Below are 26,079 nucleotides of genomic sequence, written 5' to 3' on the forward strand. Positions count from 1 at the left end.
ATGTCCCGCACCACCACGCTGCGCATCGCCGAGAAGTTCATCGGCCTGCCGCTCGAACAACGCCGCCAGTTCCTCGACAAGCTGCGCCAGGACGGCAAGGACTTCGGCCTGCTGCCGATCCCCGTGAGCCGCCACGGCCAGGACGCCATCCCGGTGTCCTACGCCCAGCAGCGCCTGCTGTTCCTCTGGCAGCTGGACCCCGGCAGCGCCGCCTACAACATGGCCGCCGGCCTGCGCCTGAAGGGCGAGCTGGACGAAGCCCGCCTGCAGCGCGCCTTCGATGCCCTGGTCGAGCGCCACGAAGCGCTGCGCACAGTGTTCCAGGTGGACGGCGAGCAGCCGTTGCAACGGGTGCTGCCGGCCGCGCCCCTGGCCCTGCGCCAGGTCGATCTCTCCAGCAGCAACGACCCCGAGACCGAGCTGGCCCGCCAGGTGGACGAGGAGGTGGGCCGGCCCTTCGACCTGCTGCACGGCCCGCTGCTGCGCGCCAGCCTGTTCCGCCTCGGCGAGGACACGTGCGTGCTGGTGGTGTGCATGCACCACATCGTCTCCGACGGCTGGTCCATGGACGTGATGGTTCGCGAGTTCGTCCAGGCCTACCAGGCCGGTGCCGAGAGCCTGCCGCCGCTGCCCCTGCAGTACGCCGACTACGCCCTGTGGCAGCGCCGCTGGCTGGAGGCGGGCGAGGGCGAACGCCAGCTGCAGCACTGGCGCGAGCAGCTGGGTGAGGAGCACCCGCTGCTGGAGGTGGCCCCCGACTTCCCCCGCCCGCCGGTACAGAGCCTCAAGGGCGAGACGCTGCGGTTCGATTTCGGCACGGCGCTCTCCAGCCGTTTGCGCGAAACCGCCCGCGTCGAGGGCGTGACCCTGTTCATGCTGGCCCTGGCCGGCTACGCGCTGTTCCTCTCGCGGCATTCCGGCCAGCGCGACATCCGCATCGGCGTGCCCAACGCCAACCGCGGGCGCGAGGAGGTGGAAGGGCTGATCGGCTTCTTCGTCAACACCCAGGTGCTGCGCTGCGTCATCGACGAACGCCAGTCGCTGCGCGAACTGCTGGCCCAGGTGCGCGAGGCCACCTTCGCCGCCCAGGCCAACCAGGAGCTGCCCTTCGAGCAACTGGTGGACGTGCTCGCGCCCGAGCGCAGCCTCGGCCACAACCCGCTGTTCCAGGCCAAGTTCAACCAGAACGTCGGCGTGCAGAAACAGACCGCGCTGCAACTGCCGGGCCTCGTCGTCAGCGAATACTCGCTGCGCAAGGAGGGCACCCACTTCGACCTGGCCCTGGACATCACCGATGACGGCGAGCGCATCCATGGTGAGATGACCTACGCCAGCGACCTCTACCAGCGCGCCAGCATTGAGGGCTTCATCGCCGCGTTGCGGACACTGTTCGAAACCCTGCTGGAGCGCCCCGACGCACCGTTGCACAGCCTGGCCGAACCCCCTGCGCCGCAGCCCGCCGCCGAGCGGCCGCAACCGGCCATGGTGTTGCAGCGCTGGGACGAGCAGGTGCGCCGCCAACCCGAGGCCCTGGCCGCCGTCTGCGCCGACCGCCAGCTGACCCATGCCGAGCTCGATGCCCGGGCCAACCGCCTGGCGCAGCACCTGCGCCGCCTTGGCGTCACCCCTGGCGTGCCCGTGGCGGTGCTGATGGAGCGCTCGCTGGACTGGCTGGTGAGCCTGCTCGGCATCCTCAAGGCCGGTGGCCTGTACATGCCGCTGGACGTCAAGGCACCCACCGAACGCCTGCAGGGCATGCTCCAGCGCAGCGGCGCCCGGGTGCTGCTGTGTGATGCGGGCGAGACGCGCCAGGCGGCACTGGCCGGCAGCGGCTGCCAGGTGCAGCCGTACCAGCCCGAACACTGGGCTGTGCTGCCCGCCGAGGCGCCTGTGCTTGCTGCGTTGCCCGAGGCTCCGGCCTACGTGATCCACACCTCCGGCTCCACCGGCCAGCCCAAGGGCGTGGTGGTCAGCCACGGCGCGCTGGCCAGCTATGTCGACGGCCTGCTGCAGCGCCTGGACCTGCCGGCGGACGCCAGCCTGGCGCTGGTCTCCACCATCGCCGCCGACCTCGGCCACACCGTGCTGTTCGGCGCCCTGTGTTCCGGGCGGACGCTGCACGTGCTGCCGGAGTCTCTGGGCTTCGACCCGGATGCTTTCGCCGCCTACATGGCCGAGCAGCGCATCGGCGTGCTGAAGATCGTCCCCAGCCACCTCGGTGGCCTGCTGCAGGCGGCCAATGCGGCTGATGCGTTGCCCGAGCACGCGCTGATCGTCGGCGGCGAGGCCTGTTCCCCGGCGCTGTACCGCAAGGTGCGGGAGCTGAAGCCCGGCTGCCGCTTCATCAACCACTACGGCCCCAGCGAGACCACCGTGGGCGTGCTCACCCACGAGGTGCGGGGTGAGCTGGCCGAAGGCGCCGGCATCCCCCTGGGCGAGGCCTTGCCGGGCGCCCGGGTGCAGGTGCTGGACGATGTGCTCAACCCGCTGCCGGCGCGCGTCGCCGGCGAGCTGTACATCGGCGGTGACAGCCTGGCCCAGGGCTACCTCGGCCAGGCCGCGCTCACCGCCGAACGCTTCGTGCCCGACCCCTTCGGCGCGCCGGGTGCGCGCCTGTACCGCAGCGGCGACCGCGTGCGCCGCGACGCTGAGGGGCTGCTGCACTTCCTCGGCCGCGCTGATGACCAGGTGAAGATCCGTGGCTACCGCGTCGAGCCGGGCGAGGTCGCCCGCGTGCTGCGTAGCCTGCCCGGCGTGCACGACGCCGTGGTGCTGGCCGTGCCCCAGGGCGACGACCCGGCTCAGCTGCAACTGATCGGCTGGTGCGTGCCCGAGGACGCCAACCTGAGCGCCCAGGCCCTGCGCGAACAGCTGCAGGCACGGCTGCCGGACTACCTGGTGCCGGCCCACCTGCTGCTGCTGGAGCGCCTGCCGCTGACCGCCAACGGCAAGCTGGACCGCCGCGCGCTGCCCCAGCCCGAGGTGCAGCAGAAGCGCCACGTGGCGCCGAGCACGCCGGTGGAGGAACAACTGGTGGCCATCTGGCAGGCGGTGCTCAAGCGCGAGGCCATCGGCGTCGAGGACAACTTCTTCGAGCTGGGCGGCGACTCCATCCTCAGCCTGCAGATCATTGCCCGGGCCAAGCGCCAGGGCATCAAGCTGACCCCACGTCAGCTGTTCGAGAAACAGACCATCGTCCAGCTGGCCCAGGTCGCCAAGGTGGACAGCCGCCCGGCAGCGCCCCGTGCGCCGGCCCAGGTCAGCGGCGAGATGCCCCTGTTGCCGGTGCAGGCCCGTTTCTTCGAGCGGGTGCAGGCCGAGCCCCATCACTACAACCAGGCGGTCATGCTGCAGCCGCGCCAGCCGCTGACTGCCCCCGTCGTCGAACAGGCGCTGGCGGTGCTGGTGGCCCAGCACGACGCCCTGCGCCTGGCCTTCCGCCAGCAGGCGGACGGCTGGCGTGCGGAACACCAGGCCACCGCGCCGGCCGGCCTGCTGTGGCAGCGCCAGGCGAGTGACGCGGCGCAGCTGCAGGCGATGGCCGACGAAGCGCAACGCAGCCTCGACCTGGGCGACGGGCCGCTGCTGCGCGCGGTGCTGTTCGACCTCGCCGACGGCAGCCAGCGCCTGCTGCTGGTGATCCATCACCTGGTGGTGGACGGCGTGTCCTGGCGCATCCTGCTGGAGGACCTGGAGCAGGCCTGCACGGCGCTGCTCGCCGGCCGCACCCCGGCGCCGGCGGAGAAGGGCACCGCCTTCAAGGCCTGGGCCGAGCGCCTGGGCCAATGGGCCCGCGAGCCGGCCCGTGACGCCGAGCTGGCCTATTGGCAGGCGAGCCTCAGCGGCCAGGCGGATGACCTGCCGGGCGCGCGCCGCGACGCTGGGCTGCAGGTGCGCCACGCCCGCACCCTGCATTGCCGTCTGGACGCCGAGACCACCCGCCAGCTGTTGCAGCAGGCGCCCGCCGCGTATCGCACCCAGGTCAACGACCTGCTGCTCACCGCCCTGGCGCGCGTGCTGTGCCGCTGGAGCGGGCAGGGCAGCGCGCTGGTGCAACTGGAGGGCCACGGCCGCGAAGACCTGTTCGAGGGCGTCGACCTGAGCCGCACCGTCGGCTGGTTCACCAGCCTGTTCCCGGTGGCGCTGAGCCCGGCCGAGGACTTGGCCGGCTCGATCAAGGCGATCAAGGAACAACTGCGTGGGGTGCCCGACCGGGGCATCGGCCATGGCGTGCTGCGCCACCTGGGCACGCCCGCGCAATGGGCTGCCCTGGCGGCGTTGCCCCAGGCGCGGGTGACCTTCAACTACCTCGGCCAGTTCGACCAGGGCTTCGGCGACGAGCGCCTGTTCGCGCCTGCCGCCGAAAGCGTCGGCGCCACCCAGTCGGCCGAGGCGCCGCTGGGCAACTGGCTGAGCGTCAACGGCCAGGTGCTGGGTGGTGAACTGGAGCTGGGCTGGACCTTCAGCCGGGAGATGTTCGACGAAACCGTCATCGCTGCACTGGCCGCCGACTACGCCCGCGAGCTGGCGGCGCTGGTCGGGCACTGCCTGGACGCCCAGGCCGGTGGCGCCACCCCGGCCGACTTCCCCCTGGCGGGCCTGACCCAGGCGCAACTGGACGCGCTGCCGGTGGACCTGCGCGAGGTGGAGGACATCTACCCGCTGTCGCCCATGCAGGAAGGCCTGCTGATGCACACGCTGCTGGAGCCGGGCTCCGGCATCTACATGATGCAGTACTGCTACAGCGTCGAAACCGAGATCGACCCCGAGCGCTTCGCCCGCGCCTGGCAGGCCGTCGGCCAGCGCCACGACGCGCTGCGCACCACCTTCTCCTGGACCGTGGGCGAGCGCCTGCTGCAGATCGTCCGCCGCACCGCGCAGCCGGACGTGCAACTGCACGACTGGCGCGACGTGCCGGCCGCCGAACACGAGGCCAAGCTGCGCGAGGTGCTCGCCGAGGAGCGCCGCCAGGGCTTCGACCTGCAGGGCGCCGTGCCTTTCCGCCTGCGGCTGATCCAGCTGGGCGAGCGCCGCTTCGGCTTCGTCCTGAGCAACCACCACATCCTCATTGACGCCTGGTGCCGCTCGCTGCTGGTGGACGAGTTCTTCGAGCTCTACGCCGCCCTCGGCGAAGGCCGTGAGGCGCGCCTGGCCCCGGCCTCGCGCTACGCCGACTTCATCCGCTGGCTGAAGCGCCAGGACCTGCCGGCCTCCGCGCAGCTGTGGCGCGAGCAACTGGCCGGCTTCGAGCAACCCACCGGCCTGCCTTTCGACCGCCAGCCGCTGAAGGATGCCGGGCATTCGAGCATCGGCGACCTGCACGCCCATCTGGAGGCGCATGAGGGGCGCCAGCTGCGCGAACTCGCCCAGCGCCACCAGCTCACCGTCAACACCCTGGTCCAGGCCGCCTGGGCGCTGGTGCTGCACCGCTACAGCGGCTCCCGTGACCTGGTCTTCGGCGTGACCGTGGCCGGCCGCCCGGTGGACGTGCCAGACATGCAGCGCACCGTCGGCCTGTTCATCAACAGCATCCCCCTGCGTGTGCACCTGCCCGAGGTGGGCAGCGCCACGACGGTGAGCGGCTGGCTGCAGCAGCTGTTCGCCCTCAACCTGCGCCTGCGCGAGCACGAGCACCTGCCGCTGGTGGACATCCAGGCCTGCAGCGAGATCGGCAAGGGCCAGTCGCTGTTCGACAGCCTCTTCGTGTTCGAGAACGCGCCCATCGAGGACGGCGTGCTGACCCAGGTGGAGAACCTCAACATCAGCTCGGATTCCGGGCGCACCCACACCAACTACCCGATGACCGTGGTCATCTACCCCGGCGATGCCCTGGGCCTGCACCTGTCCTACGACCGCCGCTGGTTCGACGAAACCACCGTCAGCCAGCTGCTGGGCGACTTCAAGCGCCTGCTGCTGGCCCTGGGCGAGCACCTGGAGGCGCGTTTCGACGCCTTGCCGCTGCTCGGCACGGACGAACGCGAGCACCTGCTGCACACCTTCAACCAGTCGGACCGCGACTACCCGCTGGACGGCGGCTACCCGCGCCTGTTCGAGGCCCAGGCGGCGCAGCACCCGCAACGCATCGCCGCCAGCTGCCAGGGCGAAAGCTGGAGCTACGCGCAGCTGGACGCACTGGGCAACCGCATGGCCCAGGCCCTGCTGGAGGCCGGCGTGCAGCCCGACCAGAGCGTGGCGTTGCTGGCCGAGCGTGGCCTGCCGCTGCTGGGGATGATCCTCGGCACCCTCAAGGCCGCCGCCGGCTACCTGCCGCTGGACCCGCACCTGCCGGCCCAGCGCCTGCGCCACATCCTCACCCTCAGCCGTGCGCCGGTGCTGGTGTGCACCGAGGCGTGCCTGCCGGCCCTGGCGCCGCTGCTGGCCGAGGTGGAGGAGGCCGCGCGCCCGCGCCTGCTGGTGTGGGAGCACGTGCAGGACGGCCGTGCCGCTGCCGCGCCGTGCCTGCCCATCGGGCCGCGCCACCTGGCCTACGTGATCTACACCTCCGGCTCCACCGGTGCGCCCAAGGGCGTGATGGTCGAGCATGCGGGGATGCTCAACAACCAGCTGAGCAAGCTGCCGTACCTGGGCCTCGGCATGGACGACGTGATCGCCCAGACCGCTTCCCAGAGCTTCGACATCTCCGTGTGGCAGTTCGTCACCGCCGGCCTCTGCGGCGCGCGGGTGGAGATCGTCCCGGACGAGATCGCCCACGACCCCGAGGCGCTGCTGAACCACGTCAACCAGGCCGGCATCACCGTGCTGGAGAGCGTGCCCTCGCTGATCCAGGGCATGCTCGAAGCCGCGCCCGTCGCGCTGCCGGGCCTGCGCTGGATGCTCACCACCGGCGAGGCGATGCCGCCGGAGCTGGCCCGTCGCTGGCTGCAGCGCTACCCCCGGATCCCGCTGGTCAACGCCTATGGCCCGGCCGAATGCTCGGACGACGTGTCGCTGACCCGGGTGGTCGAGGCGGACACCGGCAGCACCTACCTGCCCATCGGCCTGCCCACCGACAACAACCAGCTGCACGTGCTGGACGGCCAGCTGGAGCTGGTGTGCCCGCGCGCCGTGGGCGAGCTGTGCATCAGCGGCACCGGAGTCGGCCGGGGCTACGTCGGCGACCCGGTGCGCACCGCCCTGAGCTTCGTGCCCGACCCCTTCGCCCGGGTGCCCGGGCAGCGCCTGTACCGCTCCGGCGACCTGGTGCGGCGGCGCCTGGACGGTGTGCTGGAGTACGTCGGCCGGGTGGACCACCAGGTGAAGATCCGCGGCTTCCGCATCGAGCTGGGCGAGATCGAGGCGCGTATCCGCGAGCAGGAAGGCGTGCGCGACATCGCCGTGCTCGCCCAGGACCTGGCCGTGGGCCGCCACCTGGTGGCCTACCTGGTGGCCGATGCCGCCAGCTGGGGCGTGCGCGGCGACAGCGAGGACGACCAACGGGCCATCCGCGAGGCGCTCAAGGCCGCGCTGCGGCGCCAGCTGCCGGACTACATGGTGCCGGCGCACTGGGTGCTGCTGGAGAGCATGCCGCTGAACGCCAACGGCAAGCTCGACCGCAAGGCCCTGGCGCAACTCGACACCCGCCAGCTGCTGGCGGACTACGAGGCGCCGCGCAGCGAGCTGGAGCAGCGCCTGGCCGGCATCTGGGCCGAGCTGCTGCAGGTGGAGCGGGTCGGCCTGAAGGACAACTTCTTCGAGCTGGGCGGGCACTCGCTGCTGCTGGTGCGGGTGGCCTCGCGCCTGAAGAACGAACTGGGCATCGACCTACCGATGCAGGATTTCTACACCGCCACCTCCATCGAGGAGCTGGCGGCGCTGATCGAGAGAACGAGGGAGCAGGGCGGTATGGAAGACGATTTCGACGCGATCTTCGAGGCACTGGACGAGCTGGAGGCCTGCGATGCTTAAGCAGGAATCGTCCCAGGCCCAGGTCCTGGTCGAGCGCATCAAGGGGCTGGACCACCCGCGTCGCCAGGCCCTGTTCCGCAAGCTGGCGGAGAAGGGCGTCAACCTCGCCCGGCTACCCATCGTGCCGCTCAGCGAACGCGAGGGGCTGCCGCTGTCCTACGCCCAGCAGCGCCAGTGGTTCCTCTGGCAGCTGGAGCCGGACAGCGCCGCCTACAACATGCCCACGGCGCTGCGCCTGAAGGGCGAGCTGGACCTGGGCGCGTTGCAGCGGAGCTTCGACGCACTGGTGGCCCGGCACGAACCGCTGCGCACCACCTTCGTGCTGGAGGATGGGCAGCCGCGCCAGCGCATCCACCCCCAGGGCCGGGTCGTCATCGAGCACGAGCCCCTGACGGGCGCCGACGAGGTGCAGCTGGCCGAGGCCATCGGCCGGGAGGCGCAGCGCCCCTTTGACCTGGAACACGGCCCGCTGCTGCGGGTGCGTCTGCTGGAGCTGGGTGAGGACGACAGGGTGCTGGTGCTGACCCAGCACCACATCGTCTCCGATGGCTGGTCCATGCAGCTGATGGTGGAAGAGCTGATCGCCCTCTACCAGGGCTTCCGCCTCGGGCACGACGCCAAGCTGCCGCCGTTGGCCATCCAGTACGCCGACTACGCGGCCTGGCAGCGCCAGTGGATGGAGGCCGGCGAACGCGAGCGCCAGCTGGCCTACTGGACCGCACAGCTGGGTGGCGAGCAGCCGCTGCTGGAGCTGCCAGCCGACCGCCCGCGCCCCGCACTGCGCAGCGCCCAGGGCGCGCGCCTGAGCCTGGAGCTGGACGGCGCGTTGTTCGGCCGCCTCAAGCAGTTGGCGCAGCGTGAGGGCTGCTCGCCGTTCATGCTGCTGCTGGCTTCCTTCCAGCTCCTGCTGCAGCGTTACTGCGGGCAGGGCGACATCCGCGTCGGCGTGCCGTCCGCCAACCGCAACCGCGCCGAGACCGAGCGCCTGCTGGGCTTCTTCGTCAACACCCAGGTGCTGCGCGCCCAGGTGGAGAACGACGCCGCCTTCGTCGACCTGCTGCAACAGACCCGCCAGGCCGCCCTGGCTGCCCAGGCCCACCAGGACCTGCCGTTTGAGCAGCTGGTGGACGCCCTGCAACCTGAGCGCAGCCTCAGCCACAGCCCGCTGTTCCAGGTGATGTTCAACTACCAGGTGAGCGCCGGTGAGGTGGGCGGCCTGGCTGCCGTGTTGCCGGGCCTGCGGGTGGAACCGGTGCACTGGGCCATGCCCACCACCCAGTTCGACCTGAGCCTGGACTGCACCGAGCACCCCCGTGGCCTCAGTGCCTCGCTGATCTACGCCACCGACCTGTTCGACGCCGAGCGCATCCAGCGCATGGCGGTGCACTGGCAGAACCTGCTGGCCGCCATCGCCGAGCAGCCACGCAGCCGCCTCGGCGACCTGCCGATGCTGACCGCCAGTGAGCGTGAGCGCGCCATCCAGGGTTGGAACCACACCGCCCGCGACTACCACGGCAGCATCTACGTGCACCAGCTGTTCGAGCAGCGTGCGCTCAGCCAGCCGAATGCCCCGGCACTGACCTTCGCCGGCCGCACCCTCAGCTATGCCGAACTCAATGCCGAGGCCAACCGCCTGGCCCATCACCTGCGCAGCCTGGGCGTCGGTCCGGATGTGCTGGTGGGCATCGCCGCCGAGCGTTCGGTGGAGATGGTGGTGGGGCTCGTGGCCATCCTCAAGGCCGGCGGCGCCTACGTGCCGCTGGACCCGGAATACCCCCAGGACCGCCTTGCCTACATGTTTGAGGACAGCGGCATTGCGCTGCTGCTGACCCAATCGCACCTGCGCGACGGGCTGCCGATTCCCGCCGGGTTGCCGGTACTGGAGCTGGACCGATCCGCCGCCTGGGCCGATCAGGACGAAACCAACCCCGACGTACCGCTGCACCCGGAAAACCTCGCCTACGTCATCTACACCTCCGGCTCCACCGGCAAACCCAAGGGTGCCGGCAACCGCCATATCGCCCTGCACAACCGCCTGGCGTGGATGCAGGAGGCGTATCAACTGGGCGTTGAAGACAGCGTGCTGCAGAAGACGCCGTTCAGCTTCGACGTCTCGGTGTGGGAGTTCTTCTGGCCGCTGATGGAAGGTGCGCGCCTGGTGATGGCGCTACCTGGCGACCACCGTGACCCGGCGCGCCTGGTGCAACTGATTACCGAGGAAGGCATCAGCACGCTGCACTTCGTGCCCTCGATGCTGCAGGCCTTCGTCGGTGACGAAAACGCTGCCCGCTGCACCTCGCTGCGTCGCATCGTCTGCTCCGGCGAGTCGCTGCCGGTGGAGCTGCAACGCCAGGCGATGGCGCTGCTGCCCCAGGCGGGCCTGTACAACCTCTACGGCCCCACCGAAGCGGCTATCGACGTCACCCACTGGACCTGCGTGGAAGAGGGCAAGGACGCCGTGCCCATCGGCCAGCCCATCGCCAACCTGCAGACCTACGTCCTCGACTCTGAACTGAACCCGGTGAGCCCCGGCGTCACCGGCGAGCTGTACCTGGGTGGCATTGGCCTGGCGCGCGGCTACCACCGCCGCCCGGCGCTGACCGCCGAGCGCTTCGTCACCAGCCCCTTCGGCGAGGGCGAGCGCCTGTACCGCACCGGCGACCTGGCGCGCCAGCGCGAGGATGGGGTGATCGAATACGCCGGTCGTATCGATCACCAGGTGAAGATCCGTGGCCTGCGCATCGAGCTGGGCGAGATCGAAGCCCGCCTGCAGGAGCAGGACGCCGTGCGCGAAGCCGTGGTGGTGGCCGCCGATGGCCCCAGCGGCAAGCAACTGCTGGCCTACCTGGTGCCGGAGCCGGAATCCCTGGCCCGCGCCGAGGCGGAAATCCAGGGCGGCTACCTGCAGGGCGTCAAGGCACGCCTGCTGGAGGTGCTGCCGGACTACATGGTGCCGGCGCAGTGGGTGCTGCTGGAGCGCATGCCGCTGTCGCCCAACGGCAAGCTGGACCGCAAGGCCCTGCCCAAGCCCGACCCGGCCCAGGCCCGCAGCGAGTACCAGGCGCCGCGCAACGAACTGGAGCAGCGCCTGGCGCTGATCTGGCAGGACGTGCTGCGCCTGGAGCAGGTGGGCGTGGACGACAACTTCTTCGAGCTGGGCGGGGACTCCATCATCTCCATCCAGATCGTCAGCCGCGCCCGCCAGGCGGGCATCCGCATCGCCCCGCGCGACCTGTTCCAGCACCAGAGCATCCGCCGCCTGGCCACCGTGGCCCAGCTCAGCGAGGCGCTGCAGGTGGACCAGGGACCGGTCACCGGGGAAGCGCCGCTGCTGCCGATCCAGCAGGCGTTCTTCGCCACCGATATCCCCAACCGCCACCACTGGAACCAGTCCCTGCTGCTGGCCCCGAGCGAGCCGCTGGATGCCGTGCTGCTGACTGGCGCCCTGGCCCAGTTGCTGCAGCACCACGATGCCTTGCGCCTGCGCTATCGCCAGGTCGAAGGGGCCTGGGTGCAGGCCCATGCCGAGGCGGCCGCCGCCGATGAGCTGCTCTGGTGCGGCCAGCTGGACAGCCTCGATGCACTGCCGGCCTTCTGCAGCGAGGTGCAGCGCAGCCTCGACCTGGCTGCCGGCCCCATGCTGCGCCTGGCCCTGATCGAACTGCCTGACGGCGGGCAGCGCCTGCTGCTGGCGATCCATCACCTGGTGGTGGACGGCGTCTCCTGGCGCATCCTGCTGGAAGACCTGCAGACCGCGTACCGCCAGCTGCAGGCCGGCGAAACGCCGCGACTGCCGGCCAAGACAACGTCCTTCAAGGCCTGGGGCGAACGCCTCGGCGCCCAAGCCCGTTCCGGGGCGATGACCGATCAGCTCGGCTACTGGCAGCAGTTGCTGCACGACGCGCCGGTGGACCTGCCGCGCGACAATCCGGCGGGCGCCCTGGACAACCGCCATGCCCGCAGCGTTGCCACCCGGCTGGACGCCACCCGCACCCGGCAACTGCTGCAGGACGCACCGGCCGCGTACCGCACCCAGGTCAACGACCTGCTGCTGACCGCCCTGGCCCAGGCCGTCTGTGCCTGGACGGGCGAGGCCTCGGCGCTGGTGCAGCTGGAAGGCCACGGCCGCGAGGACCTGTTCGAGGACATCGACCTGTCGCGCACCGTCGGCTGGTTCACCAGCCTGTTCCCGGTGCGCCTGGAGCCGGCTGCCGACATCGGCACCGCCATCAAGCACATCAAGGAGCAACTGCGCAGCACCCCGGACAAGGGCCTGGGCCACGGCCTGCTGCGCCACCTGGGCAGCGACGAGGCCCGCGCCGCGCTCGCCGGCCTGCCGCAGCCGCGCATCACCTTCAACTACCTGGGCCAGTTCGACGGCGACTTCGCCGAGGGCACGCTCTGGGTGCCGGCCGAGGAGGGCCGTGGCGCCGGGCAGGATCCGCAGGCGCCCCTGGGCAACTGGCTCAGCGTCGATGGCCAGGTGTTCGGCGGCGAGCTGAGCCTGAACTGGACCTTCAGCGGCGACGTGTTCGCCGAGGCCACCATCACCCGCCTGGCAGAGGCCTACCAGCAGGCGCTGGAGGCGCTGATCGAACACTGCTGCGACACGCGCAACGCCGGCCTGACCCCCAGCGACGTGCCCCTGGCCGGGCTCGACCAGACCCAGCTGGACGCGCTGGCGCTGCCGGCCCGCGAGGTCGCCACCCTCTACCCGCTGTCGCCCATGCAGCAGGGCATGCTGTTCCACAGCCTGTACGAGGCCAGCGGGCGCACCTACGTCAACCAGATGCGCCTGGACATCCGTGGCCTTGACGTGGCGTGGTTCGCCAGTGCCTGGCAGCAGGCGGTCGACCGCCACGAGCTGCTGCGCGCCGGCTTCATCTGGGACGCGGGGTTGGACGCGCCGCGCCAGGTGATCCACCGCCAGGCGGCCCTGGAGATAGTCGTCGAAGAGGGGGTCGACACCGCCGATCTGGATGCCCGCGCTGCCCACGAGCTGGACCGTGGCTTCGACCTGGCGCGGCCACCGCTGCTCAGGCTGTACCTGCTGCGCACCGGCGACGACAGCCACCACCTGATCTACACCAGCCACCACATCCTCATGGACGGCTGGAGCAACTCGCGCCTGCTGGGCGAAGTGCTGCAGGCCTATGCCGGGCAGGACGTCGCCGCACCGGAAGGGCGCTACCAGGACTACCTCGCCTGGCTGCAGCGCCAGGACAGGGCCGCCAGCGAACGCTTCTGGCTGGAGCAGCTGGCGCCGCTGGAGGAACCGACCCGCCTGGCCCTGGCCTGTGGCCGCGTGGCCAGCCCCGAGCCCGGCCAGGCGCTGCACAGCGCACGCCTGGATGCCGGGCAGACCCGCCGCCTGCAAGCCTTCGCCCGCCAGCAGCAGGTCACCCTCAACACCCTGGTGCAGTCCGCCTGGCTGCTCCTGCTGCAGCGCTACAGCGGCCAGCGCAGCGTGGCCTTCGGCGCCACGGTGTCCGGGCGCCCGGTGGAGCTGCCGGGCATCGAGCAGCAGCTTGGGCTATTCATCAACACCCTGCCGGTGATCGCCACCCCGGACGGCGCCCTCAGCGTCGCCCAGTGGGCCAAGGCCGTGCAGGCGCAGAACCTGGCCCTGCGCGACCACGAGCACATGCCCCTGGCGGACGTGCAGCGCCTGGCCGGCCGCAACGGCGAAGCGCTGTTCGACACCCTGCTGGTGTTCGAGAACTACCCGGTTTCCGAAGCCCTGGAAGCGGCGCCGGGCGGGCTGGGCTTCAGCAACCTCGGCTACAGCGAACAGAGCGGCTACGCCCTGACCCTGATCGCCCAGGTGGGCGAGGAACTGGAGCTGGCCTTCAACTACCTGACCACGGATTTCGCTGCGCCGAGCATCCGCCGCATCGCCGGCCAGCTGGTGCACCTGTTGCTGCAGTTCATGGCGCAGCCGCAGCTCGCGCTTGGTGAACTGTCGTTGCTTGAGGAGGACGACCACCGCCGGGTGGTGGAGCAGTGGAACGCCACCGCCCGTGACTACCCCAGCAGCGTGTATGTGCACCAGCTGTTCGAGCAGCGTGCGTTCAGCCAGCCGAATGCCCCGGCGCTGACCTTCGCCGGCCGCACCCTCAACTACGCCGAACTGAACGCCGAGGCCAACCGCCTGGCCCATCACCTGCGCAGCCTGGGCGTCGGCCCGGACGTGCTGGTGGGCATCGCCGCCGAGCGTTCGGTGGAGATGGTGGTGGGGCTGCTGGCCATCCTCAAGGCCGGCGGCGCCTACGTGCCGCTGGACCCGGAATACCCCCAGGACCGCCTGGCCTACATGTTCGAGGACAGCGGCATTGCGCTGCTGCTGACCCAGTCGCACCTGCGAGCCAGCCTGCCGATTCCCGCCGGGCTGCCCGTACTGGAGCTGGACCAGGCCACCGCCTGGACCTCAGCCAGCGACGCCAACCCCGGCGTGCCACTGCACCCGGAGAACCTCGCCTACGTCATCTACACCTCCGGCTCCACCGGCAAGCCCAAGGGCGCCGGCAACCGTCATATCGCCCTGCACAACCGCCTGGCGTGGATGCAGGAGGCGTATCAACTGGGCGCCGAAGACAGCGTGCTGCAGAAGACGCCGTTCAGTTTCGACGTCTCGGTGTGGGAGTTCTTCTGGCCGCTGATGGAAGGTGCGCGCCTGGTCATGGCACTGCCTGGCGACCACCGTGACCCGGCGCGCCTGGCACAGCTGATCACCGAGGAAGGCATCAGCACACTGCACTTCGTGCCCTCGATGCTGCAGGCCTTCGTCGGTGACGAAAACGCCGCCCGCTGCACCTCGCTGCGCCGCATCGTCTGCTCCGGCGAGGCGCTGCCGGTGGAGCTGCAGCGCCAGGTGATGGCACTGCTGCCCCAGGCCGGCCTGTACAACCTCTACGGCCCCACCGAAGCGGCCATCGACGTCACCCACTGGACCTGCGTGGAGGAGGGCAAGGATGCCGTGCCCATCGGCCAGCCCATCGCCAACCTGCAGACCTACGTGCTGGACACCGAACTGAACCCGGTGAGCCCCGGCGTCACTGGCGAGCTGTACCTGGGCGGCATCGGCCTGGCACGTGGTTATCACCGTCGCCCGGCGCTGACCGCCGAGCGCTTCGTCACCAGCCCCTTCGGCGAGGGCGAGCGCCTGTATCGCACCGGCGACCTGGCGCGCCAACGCGAGGACGGGGTGATCGAATACGCCGGGCGTATCGACCACCAGGTGAAGATCCGTGGCCTGCGCATCGAGCTGGGCGAGATCGAAGCGCGCCTGCAGGAGCAGGACGCCGTGCGCGAAGCCGTGGTGGTGGCCGCCGACGGCCCCAGCGGCAAGCAGCTGGTGGCCTACCTGGTACCCGAGCAGGCTAACGCCCTGGAGGGGATCAAGGCCCACCTGGCGGCGGTGCTGCCGGACTACATGGTGCCGGCGCAGTGGGTGCTGCTGGAGCGCATGCCGCTCTCGCCCAACGGCAAGCTGGACCGCAAGGCCCTGCCCAAGCCGGACATGGCCCAGTCGAACCGCGACTACGTGGCCCCGGAGAGCGAGCTGGAACAGCGCCTGGCCGCCATCTGGCAGGAGGTGCTCCGGGTCGAGCGGGTCGGGCTGAACGACAATTTCTTCGAGTTGGGTGGGGATTCCATCGTGTCGATCCAGATCGCCAGCCGTTCGCGCCAGGCCGGCCTGGAGGTATCGCCGCGGCTGGTGTTCGAGAACCAGACCGTCGCCCAACTGGCCGCCGCCCTGGCTGGACTCGCGCCGGCAGTCGAGCAGGCACAGCCCGTCACCCGCGTGGAAGTCAGCGCGGAGCGCCGTGCGGCATTGCCGGTCGCGGAGAGCGAGATCGAGGACGTCTACCCGCTGTCGCCGATGCAGCAGGGCATGCTGTTCCACACCCTGGAGGACAGTGGCGAGGCGCTTTACATCAACCAGGTCAGCCTGCCGGTGGCGGGCCTCGACCTTGACCGCTTCGCCGACGCCTGGGCCTTCGTCACCGCCCGGCACGACGTGCTGCGCACCAGCTTCCACTGGCAGGCTGGTGACCCCTTGCAGGTGGTGCACCGCCACGCGCAGATGCCGATCCGCGTGCTCGACTGGCGCGACCGCGCCGTGACCGACGAAGCCCTGAAGGCGCTGGCACGCGAGGAGGCGTTGCAGGGCTTCGACCTGGCCAGGGCGCCGTTGCAGCGCATGCTGCTGGTCCATCTCGGCGAGTCCCGCTACCAGATGATCTGGACCAGCCACCACATCCTCATGGACGGCTGGAGCAGCTCTAACCTCTTCGCCGAGGTGCTCGAACGCTATGCCGGCAAACCGCTGGAGGAGCGCGCGGGGCGCTATGGCGATTTCATCGCCTGGCTGCAGGGCCAGGACCAGAGCGCGCTGGAAGGCTTCTGGCGCGAGCGCCTGGCGGACTGTGAGCCGACCGCCCTGGCCCAGGCTGTTCACCCGCGCCACGATGGCCAGGGCAGCGGCCACCACGCGCTCTACTCCAATTGGGATACCCGGTGGACCGCACGTATGCAGCAGTTCTGCCGGCAGTTGCGGATCACCCCGAACACCCTGATCCAGGGCGCCTGGCTGCTGTTGCTGCAGCGCTACACCGGGCAGCGCCGCGTGGCCTTCGGCGCCACCGTGGCGGGGCGGCCGGAGAGCCTTCCCCATGCCGACAGCATGCTGGGGCTGTTCATCAACACCCTGCCGGTGATCCAGAACCTGGAACCGACGCAGCGCCTGGACGACTGGCTGCGCCAGTTGCAGGGCTACAACCTGGATATCCGCGCCTGGTCCCACGCGCCGCTGGCGGATGTGCAGCGCTGGTCCGGCCTCGGCGGCCAGGCGCTGTTCGACAGCATCATCGTGTTCGAGAACTACCCGATTGATCAGCGCCTGCGCGAGGCCGAACCGGCCGGGCTGACCTTCGGCCAGTCCGATGACCTGGGGGTGACCAACTTCCCCATGGACCTGGCGGTGCACCTGGGCGACAGCCTGATGATCGAATACATGTACCTGCGTGGGAGCTTCTCCGAGGCGGCTGTGGAGGGAATCCGTCAGGTGATGGAAGACACCCTGGACGCCATGCTGCGCCAACCCGAGGAGCGCCTGGGCAACCTGCAGCGCCTGTCGGCTGCGCAGCTGCAGGCGGTCATGAGCTGGAGCCTGCCAGGTGAGTCGACCCACTCGCCGGTGTTGCTGCCGGAGCTGATCGCGCAGCAGGCCGCACGCCGGCCCGAGGCGACCGCGCTGGTCTGTGGCGGGCAGCGCCTGAGCTACGGCGAATTGGAGCGTCGCGCCAACAGCCTGGCCCGTGGGCTCGTGACCATGGGCGCAGGGCCGGAGACCGTGGTGGGGGTGGCGCTGGACCGTTCCGTGGAGCTGGTGGTCAGCCTGCTCGCGGTGATGAAGGCCGGTGCCGCCTATGTGCCGCTCGACCTGGAGTACCCGGCGGAGCGCCTGGCCTACATGATCGAGGACTCCTCGATGGCCCTGCTGATCACCCGCAGCGACCTGTGTGCGGGTGTGCCCACTGTCGAGGGCCTGAAGGTGGTGGAACTCGACGGACTGGCGCCGCTGGGCAACGGCGGGCCGCTGCCCAGCCGTCTCGACGCGGGCAACCTGGCGTACCTGATCTACACCTCGGGTTCCACCGGCCGGCCCAAGGGCGTGGCGGTGACCCACGGGCCGCTGAGCATGCATTGCCAGGCAATTGTCGGGCTCTACGAGATGGGCGATGACACCCGCGAGCTGCATTTCATGTCCTTCGCCTTCGACGGTGCCCACGAGCGCTGGCTGAGCACCTTGTCCAGTGGGGGGACGCTGGTGATTCGTGATGGCGGCCTGTGGACGCCCGAGCAGACCCTGCAGGCCCTGCACGAACACGGCATCACCATCGCCTGCTTCCCGCCGGCCTACCTCAAGCAGATGGCCGAGTTCGTGGAAAGCAGCGGCATGCCGGCGCCGCCGGTGCGCATCTACTGCTTCGGCGGGGACGCGGTGCCGGAGCAGAGCTTCGAGCAGGTCAAGGCAGCGCTGCGCCCGCAGTACTTCACCAATGGCTACGGACCCACCGAGACGGTGGTGACGCCAATGCTGTGGAAGGTGCCGGTGAGCGGGCAGTGCCAGGCGGCCTACGCGCCCATCGGGCGTGCGGTGGGGCAGCGTTCGCTGCACGTGCTGGACGAGAACCTCAACCCGCTGCCTGTCGGTTTCGCCGGCGAGCTCTACATCGGCGGCGAAGGCGTGGCCCGGGGCTACCAGGGGCGTCCGGAACTCACCGCCGAGCGCTTCGTACCGGACCCCTTCGGCCAGCCGGGCGCGCGCCTGTATCGCACGGGTGACCTCGTTCGCCTGCGCGAGGACGGCATTCTCGACTACGTCGGCCGCATCGACCATCAAGTGAAGGTGCGTGGCTTCCGCATCGAGTTGGGCGAGGTCGAGGCCTGCCTGCGCCGCCAGGAGGGCGTCGAGGATGCCTTGGTGGTGGCGCGGGACGCGGCTTCCGGCAAGCAGTTGATCGGCTACGTGGTCTGCCCGCAGATGAACGCGGGCGAGCGCCTGAAGGCTGCGCTGCGCCTTGAGCTGCCCGACTACATGGTGCCGGCACAGGTCATCGCCCTGGCGGCGTTCCCGATCACCCCCAACGGCAAGCTGGACCGCAAGGCGCTGCCCGAGCCGAGCTTCCAGCAGGACGCCTACGTGGCCCCGCGCGATGAGCGCGAGCGGCTGCTGGCAGGCATCTGGGCGGAGGTATTGCAGGTGGAGCAGGTCGGCGTCACCGACAACTTCTTCGAGCTGGGGGGCGACTCGATCCTCTGCCTGCAGGTGGTTTCGCGGGTGAAGAACCACCCGCAGCTGGACCTGGAGCTGAAACTGCGCGACCTGATGCGCTACCCGACCATTGCCGGCCTGTGCGAGCGGCCCGTCGAGGCAACGAGCACGCTGGCCGTGGTGGAGACCCAGCAGGCCGTGGAGGGTGCCTTCCGCCTGCTGCCGATCCAGGAATGGCTGTTCGCCGAGGAGATGGCCGAGCCGCACCATTTCAACCAGGCCCTGATGCTCAAGGCCCGCAACCCGCTGGACCTGGACGCCCTTGAACGCGCCCTGGCGGTGATCGAGCGCCATCACGACGCCCTGCGCCTGCGCTTCACCCGTGACGGCGGACGCTGGATGCAGCACTACCAGCCCGAAGGTGAAGGCGAGTCGGTGCTGTGGCGCCGCGAGGCCGCCGATACGGCGGAGCTGGAGCGCCTGGCCAACGAGGCGCAACGCAGCCTCGACTTGGCCAGCGGGCCGATGTGGCGGGCGTTGCACGTGACCCTGCCGGATGGCGAGGCGCGCCTGCTGCTGGTGATCCACCACCTGGTGGTGGACGCGGTGTCCTGGCGGGTGCTGCTGGAAGACCTGCGCAGCGCCTACGAGGCCTGCTGCCTGGGCGAGGCGCCCCGTCTGCCGGTGCGCAGCAGCAGCTACCGTGCCTGGGTCGAGCGCCTGGTCGACGACGCGCCACGCATTGCCGCCGAGGAACGCGACTGGTGGCTGGCACAGCTGGACCACCCGGTCCGCGACCTGCCATGCGACAACCCCCGGGGCCGCAACCAGGTCAGCCAGCAGGCCGTCGCGCGCATGGCGCTGTCGTCGACCCATACCGCGCGCCTGCTCAAGGAAGCTCCGGCTGCCTACGGCACCCAGATCAACGACCTGTTGCTGACGGCCCTGGCCCGTGTGCTGTGTCGCTGGAGCGAGCAGGATTCGGTGCTGGTGCAGCTGGAAGGCCATGGCCGCGAGGACCTGTTCGAGACGCTCGACCTGTCGCGGACGGTCGGCTGGTTCACCAGCATGTTCCCGGTGCGGCTGGCTCCCGCCGAAGGCCTGGGTGATTCCGTCCGGGCCATCCAGGGCCAACTGGCCGCGATCCCCAACAAGGGCATCGGCTACGGCGTGCTGCGCCACCTGGGCGATGCGGCCCTGGGCCAGCGCCTGGCGGGCTTGCCCCAGGCGCGGGTGACCTTCAACTACCTGGGGCAGCTCGACCAGAGCTTCGACGAGCAGGCGCTGCTGGTGCCGGCGGTGGAAGACACCGGTGACTGCTACAGCCCCGTGGCCCGCCTGGCCAACTGGCTGGAGATCATCGGCCAGGTCTACGACGGCAGCCTGGCGCTGCGCTGTGTCTACAGCGTCCGTCGCTACCGGCCGGAGACGGTGCAGGCGCTGATGGATGCCTACCGTGCCGAGCTGGAAGCGCTGATCGACCATTGCCTGGAGCAGGTGGGTTGAGCCATTTCGTCATGCAACCGGCGGCGGCCACCGGGGCCGCCGCCCCATCGAGGATCACCATGCTGCACCCTGAACTCGAAGCCTTTCTCGACCTGGCCGAGGCCAATGTCGCCAACGACCCGCTGCATCGCCTGGCACCCAGCCGGGCGCGCCAGGTCTTCCAGCAATCCACCGAGCAGCTGCGTTGGGCCGTGGCCGGCGAGGTGACCTGCGAGGCATTGGAGGCGCCAGCCCGCGATGGTCAGCACATTCCCCTGCGGCTCTATCGCCCGGTCGGCGCGGAGGGTGCCCTGCCGGTGCTGGTGTATTTCCATGGCGGCGGTTTCGTCGTCGGTAGCCTCGACAGCCACGAGGGCGTGTGCCGTGAGCTGTGCGCGCGCTCCGCCTGCGCGGTGCTGGCGGTGGGCTACCGGCTGGCACCGGAGCACCGCTTCCCCGTGGCCCTGGAGGATGGCGAGGACTGCCTGGCCTGGCTGGCCGGGGAGGGCGCCCGGCTGGGGCTGGACACCGGGCGTGTCGCCTTCGGTGGCGACAGTGCCGGCGCGACCCTGGCCACGGTGCTGGCCATCCAGGCGGCCCGGCAGGGCGAGCAGGCGGTGATCGTGCCCCGTGCCCAACTGCTCTGCTACCCGGTTACCGATGCCAGCCGGCAGAGCGTGTCGCGCACCCTGTTCGGCGAGGGCTACCTGCTGGAAAGCGAGACCCTGGAGTGGTTCTACGACCACTACGCGCGGACCTCGGCGGACCGCAGCGACTGGCGGTTCTCGCCGTTGCTGGCCGACGACCTTGCGGGCGTGGCACCCGCCGTCATCGCGCTGGCCGGGCTCGACCCGCTGCTGGACGAGGGTCGGGCCTACGCCGGGCGCCTGCGCGAGGCGGGCGTCGAGGTGGAGCAGGTGGAGCTGCCCGGCCTGACCCACGACCTGCTGCGCATGGCCCTGGTGGTGCCGGATGTGCTGCAGGTCTACGACCGACTCGCTGTGGCGTTGCGGACGTTGCTCCGCGCTTAGGCGCCATCTCGATGAAGACAGGCCCCGCTTCGGCGGGGCTTTTTCGTGAAGGGCTCCGAGAGTGACCCGTTAACGCCCGTCGTACAGGTAGCCCGGGCTTCAGCCCGGGAATCCGTGCAGGTCTGGTAGCGCGTGCCATTCCCCGGACTGAAGTCCGGGCTACGGGTGGATGGCGCTTTTCCCATCCACCAGTTGTATTCGCTGTGAGCCCGCATGGTGGACCGGTGAAGCGCGGTCCACCCTACGCCCTGGCAAGGATCGCCTTTGCCGTGATGAGCGCCGACCTCGCGTTGCTACGGCAAATTGATATGGAATCGCCCAAAGGGCGGCCCCCGCCGGCGCACCACCCGTAGCCCTGACCGGCGACAAACCGGTCTGTGGGAGCGGATTTGTACGCGATGGGCTACGTCTCGGCTGAGCTTCGGTTCGGCGCTGAGCGCGCGCATTGTGGCGTCGCTGTTGGGGGGAGTCCGTAGGAGCGAGCTCTGCTCGCGAAGCAGGTGGGCTGAAGCCCACCCTACGGGTTGATCCCCAATTCCGTAGCCCGGGCTATGCCCCGACTGGCGATACACCGGTCTGTGGGAGCGGATTCATCCGCGATGCTCTTGTTGGCTGAACGAAAAAAGCCGCCCCAGGGGGCGGCCTCGTGGTGGCGGCGGGACTCAGTACTCCCAACGCAGGCTGGCGGTCAGGCTGCGGGGGTCGCCGTACAGGTCGCTGTAGACGCTGGTGCTGGCGTAGTACTTCTTGTCGAACAGGTTGTTGACGTTGAGGCTGCCGGTGAAGTGCTCGTCGAAGCGGTAGCGCGCCAGCAGGTCCACGAGGGCATAGCTGCCCTGGGTGGCGGTCGCCTTGATCTGCTTCTCGTAGTAGCTGGTGGCGCTCTCCCAGCGCACGCCACCGCCGACGGTGAGGCGATTGAGGTCGCCGGTCAGGTCGTAGGTGGTGAACAGTTTGAGGGTGTTGCGCGGGAAGCCCACGTTCACGTCGACGCCTTGGGGGTAGTAGGTGTTCACGTGGCTGTAGCCGGCCTGCACTTGCCAGCCCGGCATCAGCTCACCCGTGGCCTCCAGCTCGATGCCCTTGACCTTGATCTTGGAGGGCTTCACCAGTTCGTTGTCGAAGGCGTCGTACAGGCCGGTGCCGACCGCGTAGTTGCTGAGCTTGGACTCGAACAGGGCGGCGGTGAGGTTCAGCTTGCCGTCGTAGTACTCGGCCTTGGTGCCCACTTCGTAGCTGTCGCCTTCGGTGGGGTCCATGAAGTTGCCTTCGACGGTCCGGCTCGACTGCGGCTTGTAGATGCTGGTGTAGCTGGCATAGACCGAGTAGGTGTCGTCCAGGTCGTAGACGATGCCGGCGTAGGGGGTGACTTCGCCGGTCTCGCGCTTCTTCAGGCTGGTGGGCTCGTAGCCGTAGTAGGCGGAGGTCTGGTCCACCTTGAAGTAGCTGAGGCGGGTGCCGAGGATCAGCGACAGGTCGTCGGTGGGCTTGAAGCGGGCGGTGGTGTAGGCCGCGTACTGGCGCTGGCTGTACTTCAGGTCGCCGATGCGGTTGAACGGCGGCTTGGAGATGTCGCCACGCCATTCGTAGACGTTGGGAATGGCCGGGTTCCAGCCGCTGCCACTGCGGTCGACCCACAGCGGGTAGGCACCGGTGTTGCTGCGGTAGCGCATGGCGCTGGCGCCCACCACCAGCTCATGCTCGCGGCCGAACAGGCTGAAGGGGCCGGAGGCGTAGGCGTCCACCGAGTTCTGCTCGGGCTTGCTCGGCCACTTGGCGAAATACAGGCTGGTGCCGGCGCCGGTCTGCTGGTTGGGGTAGCCGTTGCTGCTGAACCAGCCGTACTCCACGTCGTTGCGGTCGCGTACGTTGGTGACGGCGACCTTGGCCATCCAGTCGTTGTCGAAGCGGTGCTCGTAGGTGCCGAAGATCGAGGTGCGCTGGCGGTCTGCATAGCTCCAGTCGGCGGCGGAGTTGAACGAGCGCTTGAAGTCGGTGCGTTGGCCGTTGCTGTAGAAAGCCGGGAAGCCGAAGTAGCCGCAGGCGTCGCAGTTGCGCTCCTGGTAGTCGAGGCCGAGGCTGATGGTGTCGCGGTCGCTGAGGTCGGCTTCGATGATGCCGTAGGCCACCTTGCGCTCGGTGCTGAGGCGGTCAACGAAGGAGTTGGCGGTCTGGTAGGCCGTCACCATGCGGCCGCGCAGGGTGCCTTGCTCGTTCAGCGGGCCGGAGACGTCCACTTCGGTGCGGTAGTTGTCCCAGGAGCCGGCGCTGCCCTGGATCGAGGCGGCGAAGTCACTGGTGGGGCGCTTGCGCACCATGTTGATGGTGGCCGAGGGCTGGCCGATGCCGCCCAGCAGGCCGGTGGCGCCGCGAACGACCTCGACCCGGTCATACACCGCCATGTCGTTGGACTGGCTGCTCATGGAGGGCTCGAAGACCGTCGGGATGCCGTCGACCTGGAAGTTCTCGATCTTCATGCCACGGGAGAAGATGCCCACTTCGTCGTCCGAGGAGTTGCTCTTCTTCTTGTAGAGCACGCCCGGTGCGTTGGTCAGCACGTCTTCCAGGCTGTTCATTTTCTGGTCACGGATGCGCTGGCTGGTGATCACGCTGACCGATTGCGGGGTCTCGCGGATGGACAGCGGCAGCTTGGTCGCCGTGCCGGTGGCGCCGGTGGTGTAGGAGCCGGTGCCCTCGGTGGTGGCCCCCAGGCCGGTGGAGACCACGGAGGTGGCGCCCAGCTCCAGGGTGCTCTGGTCAGCGGCGCTGAGGGTGACGCTGTTGCCGTTGACCTGGTAGCTGATGCCCTTGCCGCGCAGTAGCATGTCCAGTGCGACCGTGGGCTCGTAGCGGCCCTTGATGGCCTGGGTGCGCTGGTTGTTGACCAGGCTCGGGCTGTAGAGGATCTGCAGGTTGCCTTGACGACCGAGCTCCTGGAGCGCGCTCGACAGGGATTGGGCGGGGATGTCGAGGTTGATCTCCTGGGCTTGCACCAGGCTGGCGTAGGGCGCGCTGAGCGCGAGGCCGATGCTGCTGGCGAGCAGGGTGGGGCGCAGTGAGCGATGAAGCATGACCTTCAAACGGGGTGAAAGAGACTTCGTCATCGAGATGGTCCAGTTTTTAATAGTGAGTAGTGTTCGCATTTAGTAGGACGGAAGACCGCCCGGAAACCGGAAAACTTTTTTTCACGCCGGCTGGCGGCTGCTCACGGCAGTGCCATTACGCAGCTGGATGAGCTGATCGGCCAGCTCGAAATACCGGTCGTCGTGGCTGATGACGATGATGGTCTTGCCCAGGCGTTTCAGCTCGGGCAGCAGCTCGGTATAGAAGATGCGGCGGAAGGTCGGGTCCTGGTCGGCGGCCCATTCGTCGAACACCAGCACCGGGCGCCGCTCCAGCCAGGCATTGACCAGCGCCAGGCGCTTGCGCTGGCCGGTGGAGAGGTCGGTGGTGGTGAAGGCGCCGTCGCGGATCTGCACCTTGTGGGCGATCTCCAGGCGTTGCAGGTACTTGTTGGCATCCGGTGGTATGGCGTCGCCGCCGTGGAGCAGGTCGTCGAACAGGTAGTAGTCGGCGAACACCGTGGTGAACAGTTGGCGGTAGTCATCCCGGGTGCGGGCGGTGACGGCCTGTCCATCCAACAGGATCTCGCCCTGGTCCGGGGTGTAGAGGCCCAGCAGCAGCTTGATCAGGGTGGTCTTGCCGCAGCCGTTCTCGCCGACGATGAAGAGGATCTCGCCCTGCTCGATGCGCAGGTCGATGGGCCCCAGGGCGAAGGGCGCGGCGCCCTCCACCGGCGGGAAGGCGAAGCGCACGCCCTTGAGCTCCAGGCTCTGCAACTGCCGGTCCGGCACGTCGGGGGCCTCCAGCAGCAGGTAGGGCTCGGGGGAGGAGAACTGCGCGGAGAGTTCACCGATGCGGCGGAAGGCGATCTGCGCGCGGCTGACGATGGGCAGGGTGGAGACCAGGTGCTCCAGCGGACCCTTCATGTACAGCAGCACCAGCACGAAGCCGCTGGTGGCCACGGCGTCCGCCAGGTTCCAGGCCTGCTGGATCACCAGCAGCAGCCCGATGACCACGAAGAACAGCATCGAGCCGAGGCTCTTGGCGATCACGAAGATGTTGATGGAGCGCACGTGGGTGTCGCGGATGTAGTCGGCGGTGCGCTGGATGCGCTCGCCGAACATGCGCTGGCGGCGCGGGCGGCTGATGCGCAGTTCCTTGGCGCCGGAGGCGATGCCGCTGTAGTGCTTCTGCAGTTCGTCCTCGGCTTCGCGCGCGGCGTTGAAGCCGTGGATGCCACGCAGCCGGGCCAGGTATTGGATGGCGGTGCCCAGCAGCACGGCGAAGGCGGTGACCAGGAACATCGGCCAGGACAGCCAGGCGAGGTAGCCCAGGCAGCCGGTGGTGACCGTCAGCGAGATGGCCAGGGGGGCGAAGGCGAAGGCCAGGTCGCTGACGGTGTCCACGTCGTGGGTCAGCACCGGGATCAGGCGGTGGCTGCGGTAGCGTTCGATCTGCTCGATGGGCGCGCAGAGCACCTTGCGCCCCAGGTCCTGGCGCAGGGTGGCGATGACGTGCTGGCCAACGTAGTTGGTGCCCATGTCCGAGCCGATGGAGCAGGCCAGCGCCAGTGCGCAGAGGCCGATGAAGGTCAGCAGGGTGCCGCTGGTCAGGCTGCCTTCGGCGTGCAGCAGGCCGTTGATGGTGGCCAGCAGCGCGGTGACGCTGAAGCCACCGAGGATGCCGAGGGCGATGGAGAGGGCGACCAGGCCGCGATAGGGCCGGATCAGGGTGAGTAGTTCACGCAGGGCGCCGGGGGCTTGTGTGTGCATGGGCAGGTCCGGATGGGGGCACGGGAAGGCGGGTCGGGCGACC

At 69.4% G+C, this 26,079-nt stretch carries 5 protein-coding genes; 3 read left to right on the forward strand and 2 right to left on the reverse strand.

The window, feature by feature from the left end:
- The 3 genes from FBY21_RS03850 to FBY21_RS03860 are packed head-to-tail and all read left to right on the forward strand — an operon-like array spanning nucleotide 1 to nucleotide 21,201.
- Nucleotides 1–7,905 (forward strand): non-ribosomal peptide synthetase, encoded by a 7,905-nt coding sequence (locus FBY21_RS03850; RefSeq protein WP_142008746.1) that lies wholly within the window; start codon nucleotides 1–3, stop codon nucleotides 7,903–7,905.
- Entirely contained in the window at nucleotides 7,898–20,191 is a 12,294-nt protein-coding gene (locus FBY21_RS03855; protein ID WP_142008748.1) for a non-ribosomal peptide synthase/polyketide synthase, read from the forward strand. The genes FBY21_RS03850 and FBY21_RS03855 overlap by 8 nt, the downstream gene beginning before the upstream one ends.
- Before the next feature lie 59 nt (nucleotides 20,192–20,250).
- Complete coding sequence (locus FBY21_RS03860; RefSeq protein ID WP_142008750.1) at nucleotides 20,251–21,201, forward strand: alpha/beta hydrolase; 951 nt, start codon at nucleotides 20,251–20,253, stop codon at nucleotides 21,199–21,201.
- 662 nt (nucleotides 21,202–21,863) lie between these two features.
- Here the strand turns inward: FBY21_RS03860 and FBY21_RS03865 are convergent.
- Together FBY21_RS03865 and FBY21_RS03870 are read right to left on the reverse strand one after the other, a co-directional pair.
- Complete coding sequence (locus tag FBY21_RS03865) at nucleotides 21,864–24,272, reverse strand: TonB-dependent siderophore receptor (protein ID WP_160158558.1); 2,409 nt, start codon at nucleotides 24,270–24,272, stop codon at nucleotides 21,864–21,866.
- A gap of 114 nt (nucleotides 24,273–24,386) precedes the next feature.
- Nucleotides 24,387–26,036, reverse strand: coding sequence for a cyclic peptide export ABC transporter (locus tag FBY21_RS03870; protein WP_142008754.1), 1,650 nt, complete (start codon nucleotides 26,034–26,036; stop codon nucleotides 24,387–24,389).
- Between the last annotated feature and the right edge of the window lie 43 nt (nucleotides 26,037–26,079).

Origin of the sequence: Pseudomonas sp. SLBN-26 (assembly GCF_006715895.1) — a bacterium.
GTDB lineage: Bacteria > Pseudomonadota > Gammaproteobacteria > Pseudomonadales > Pseudomonadaceae > Metapseudomonas > Metapseudomonas otitidis.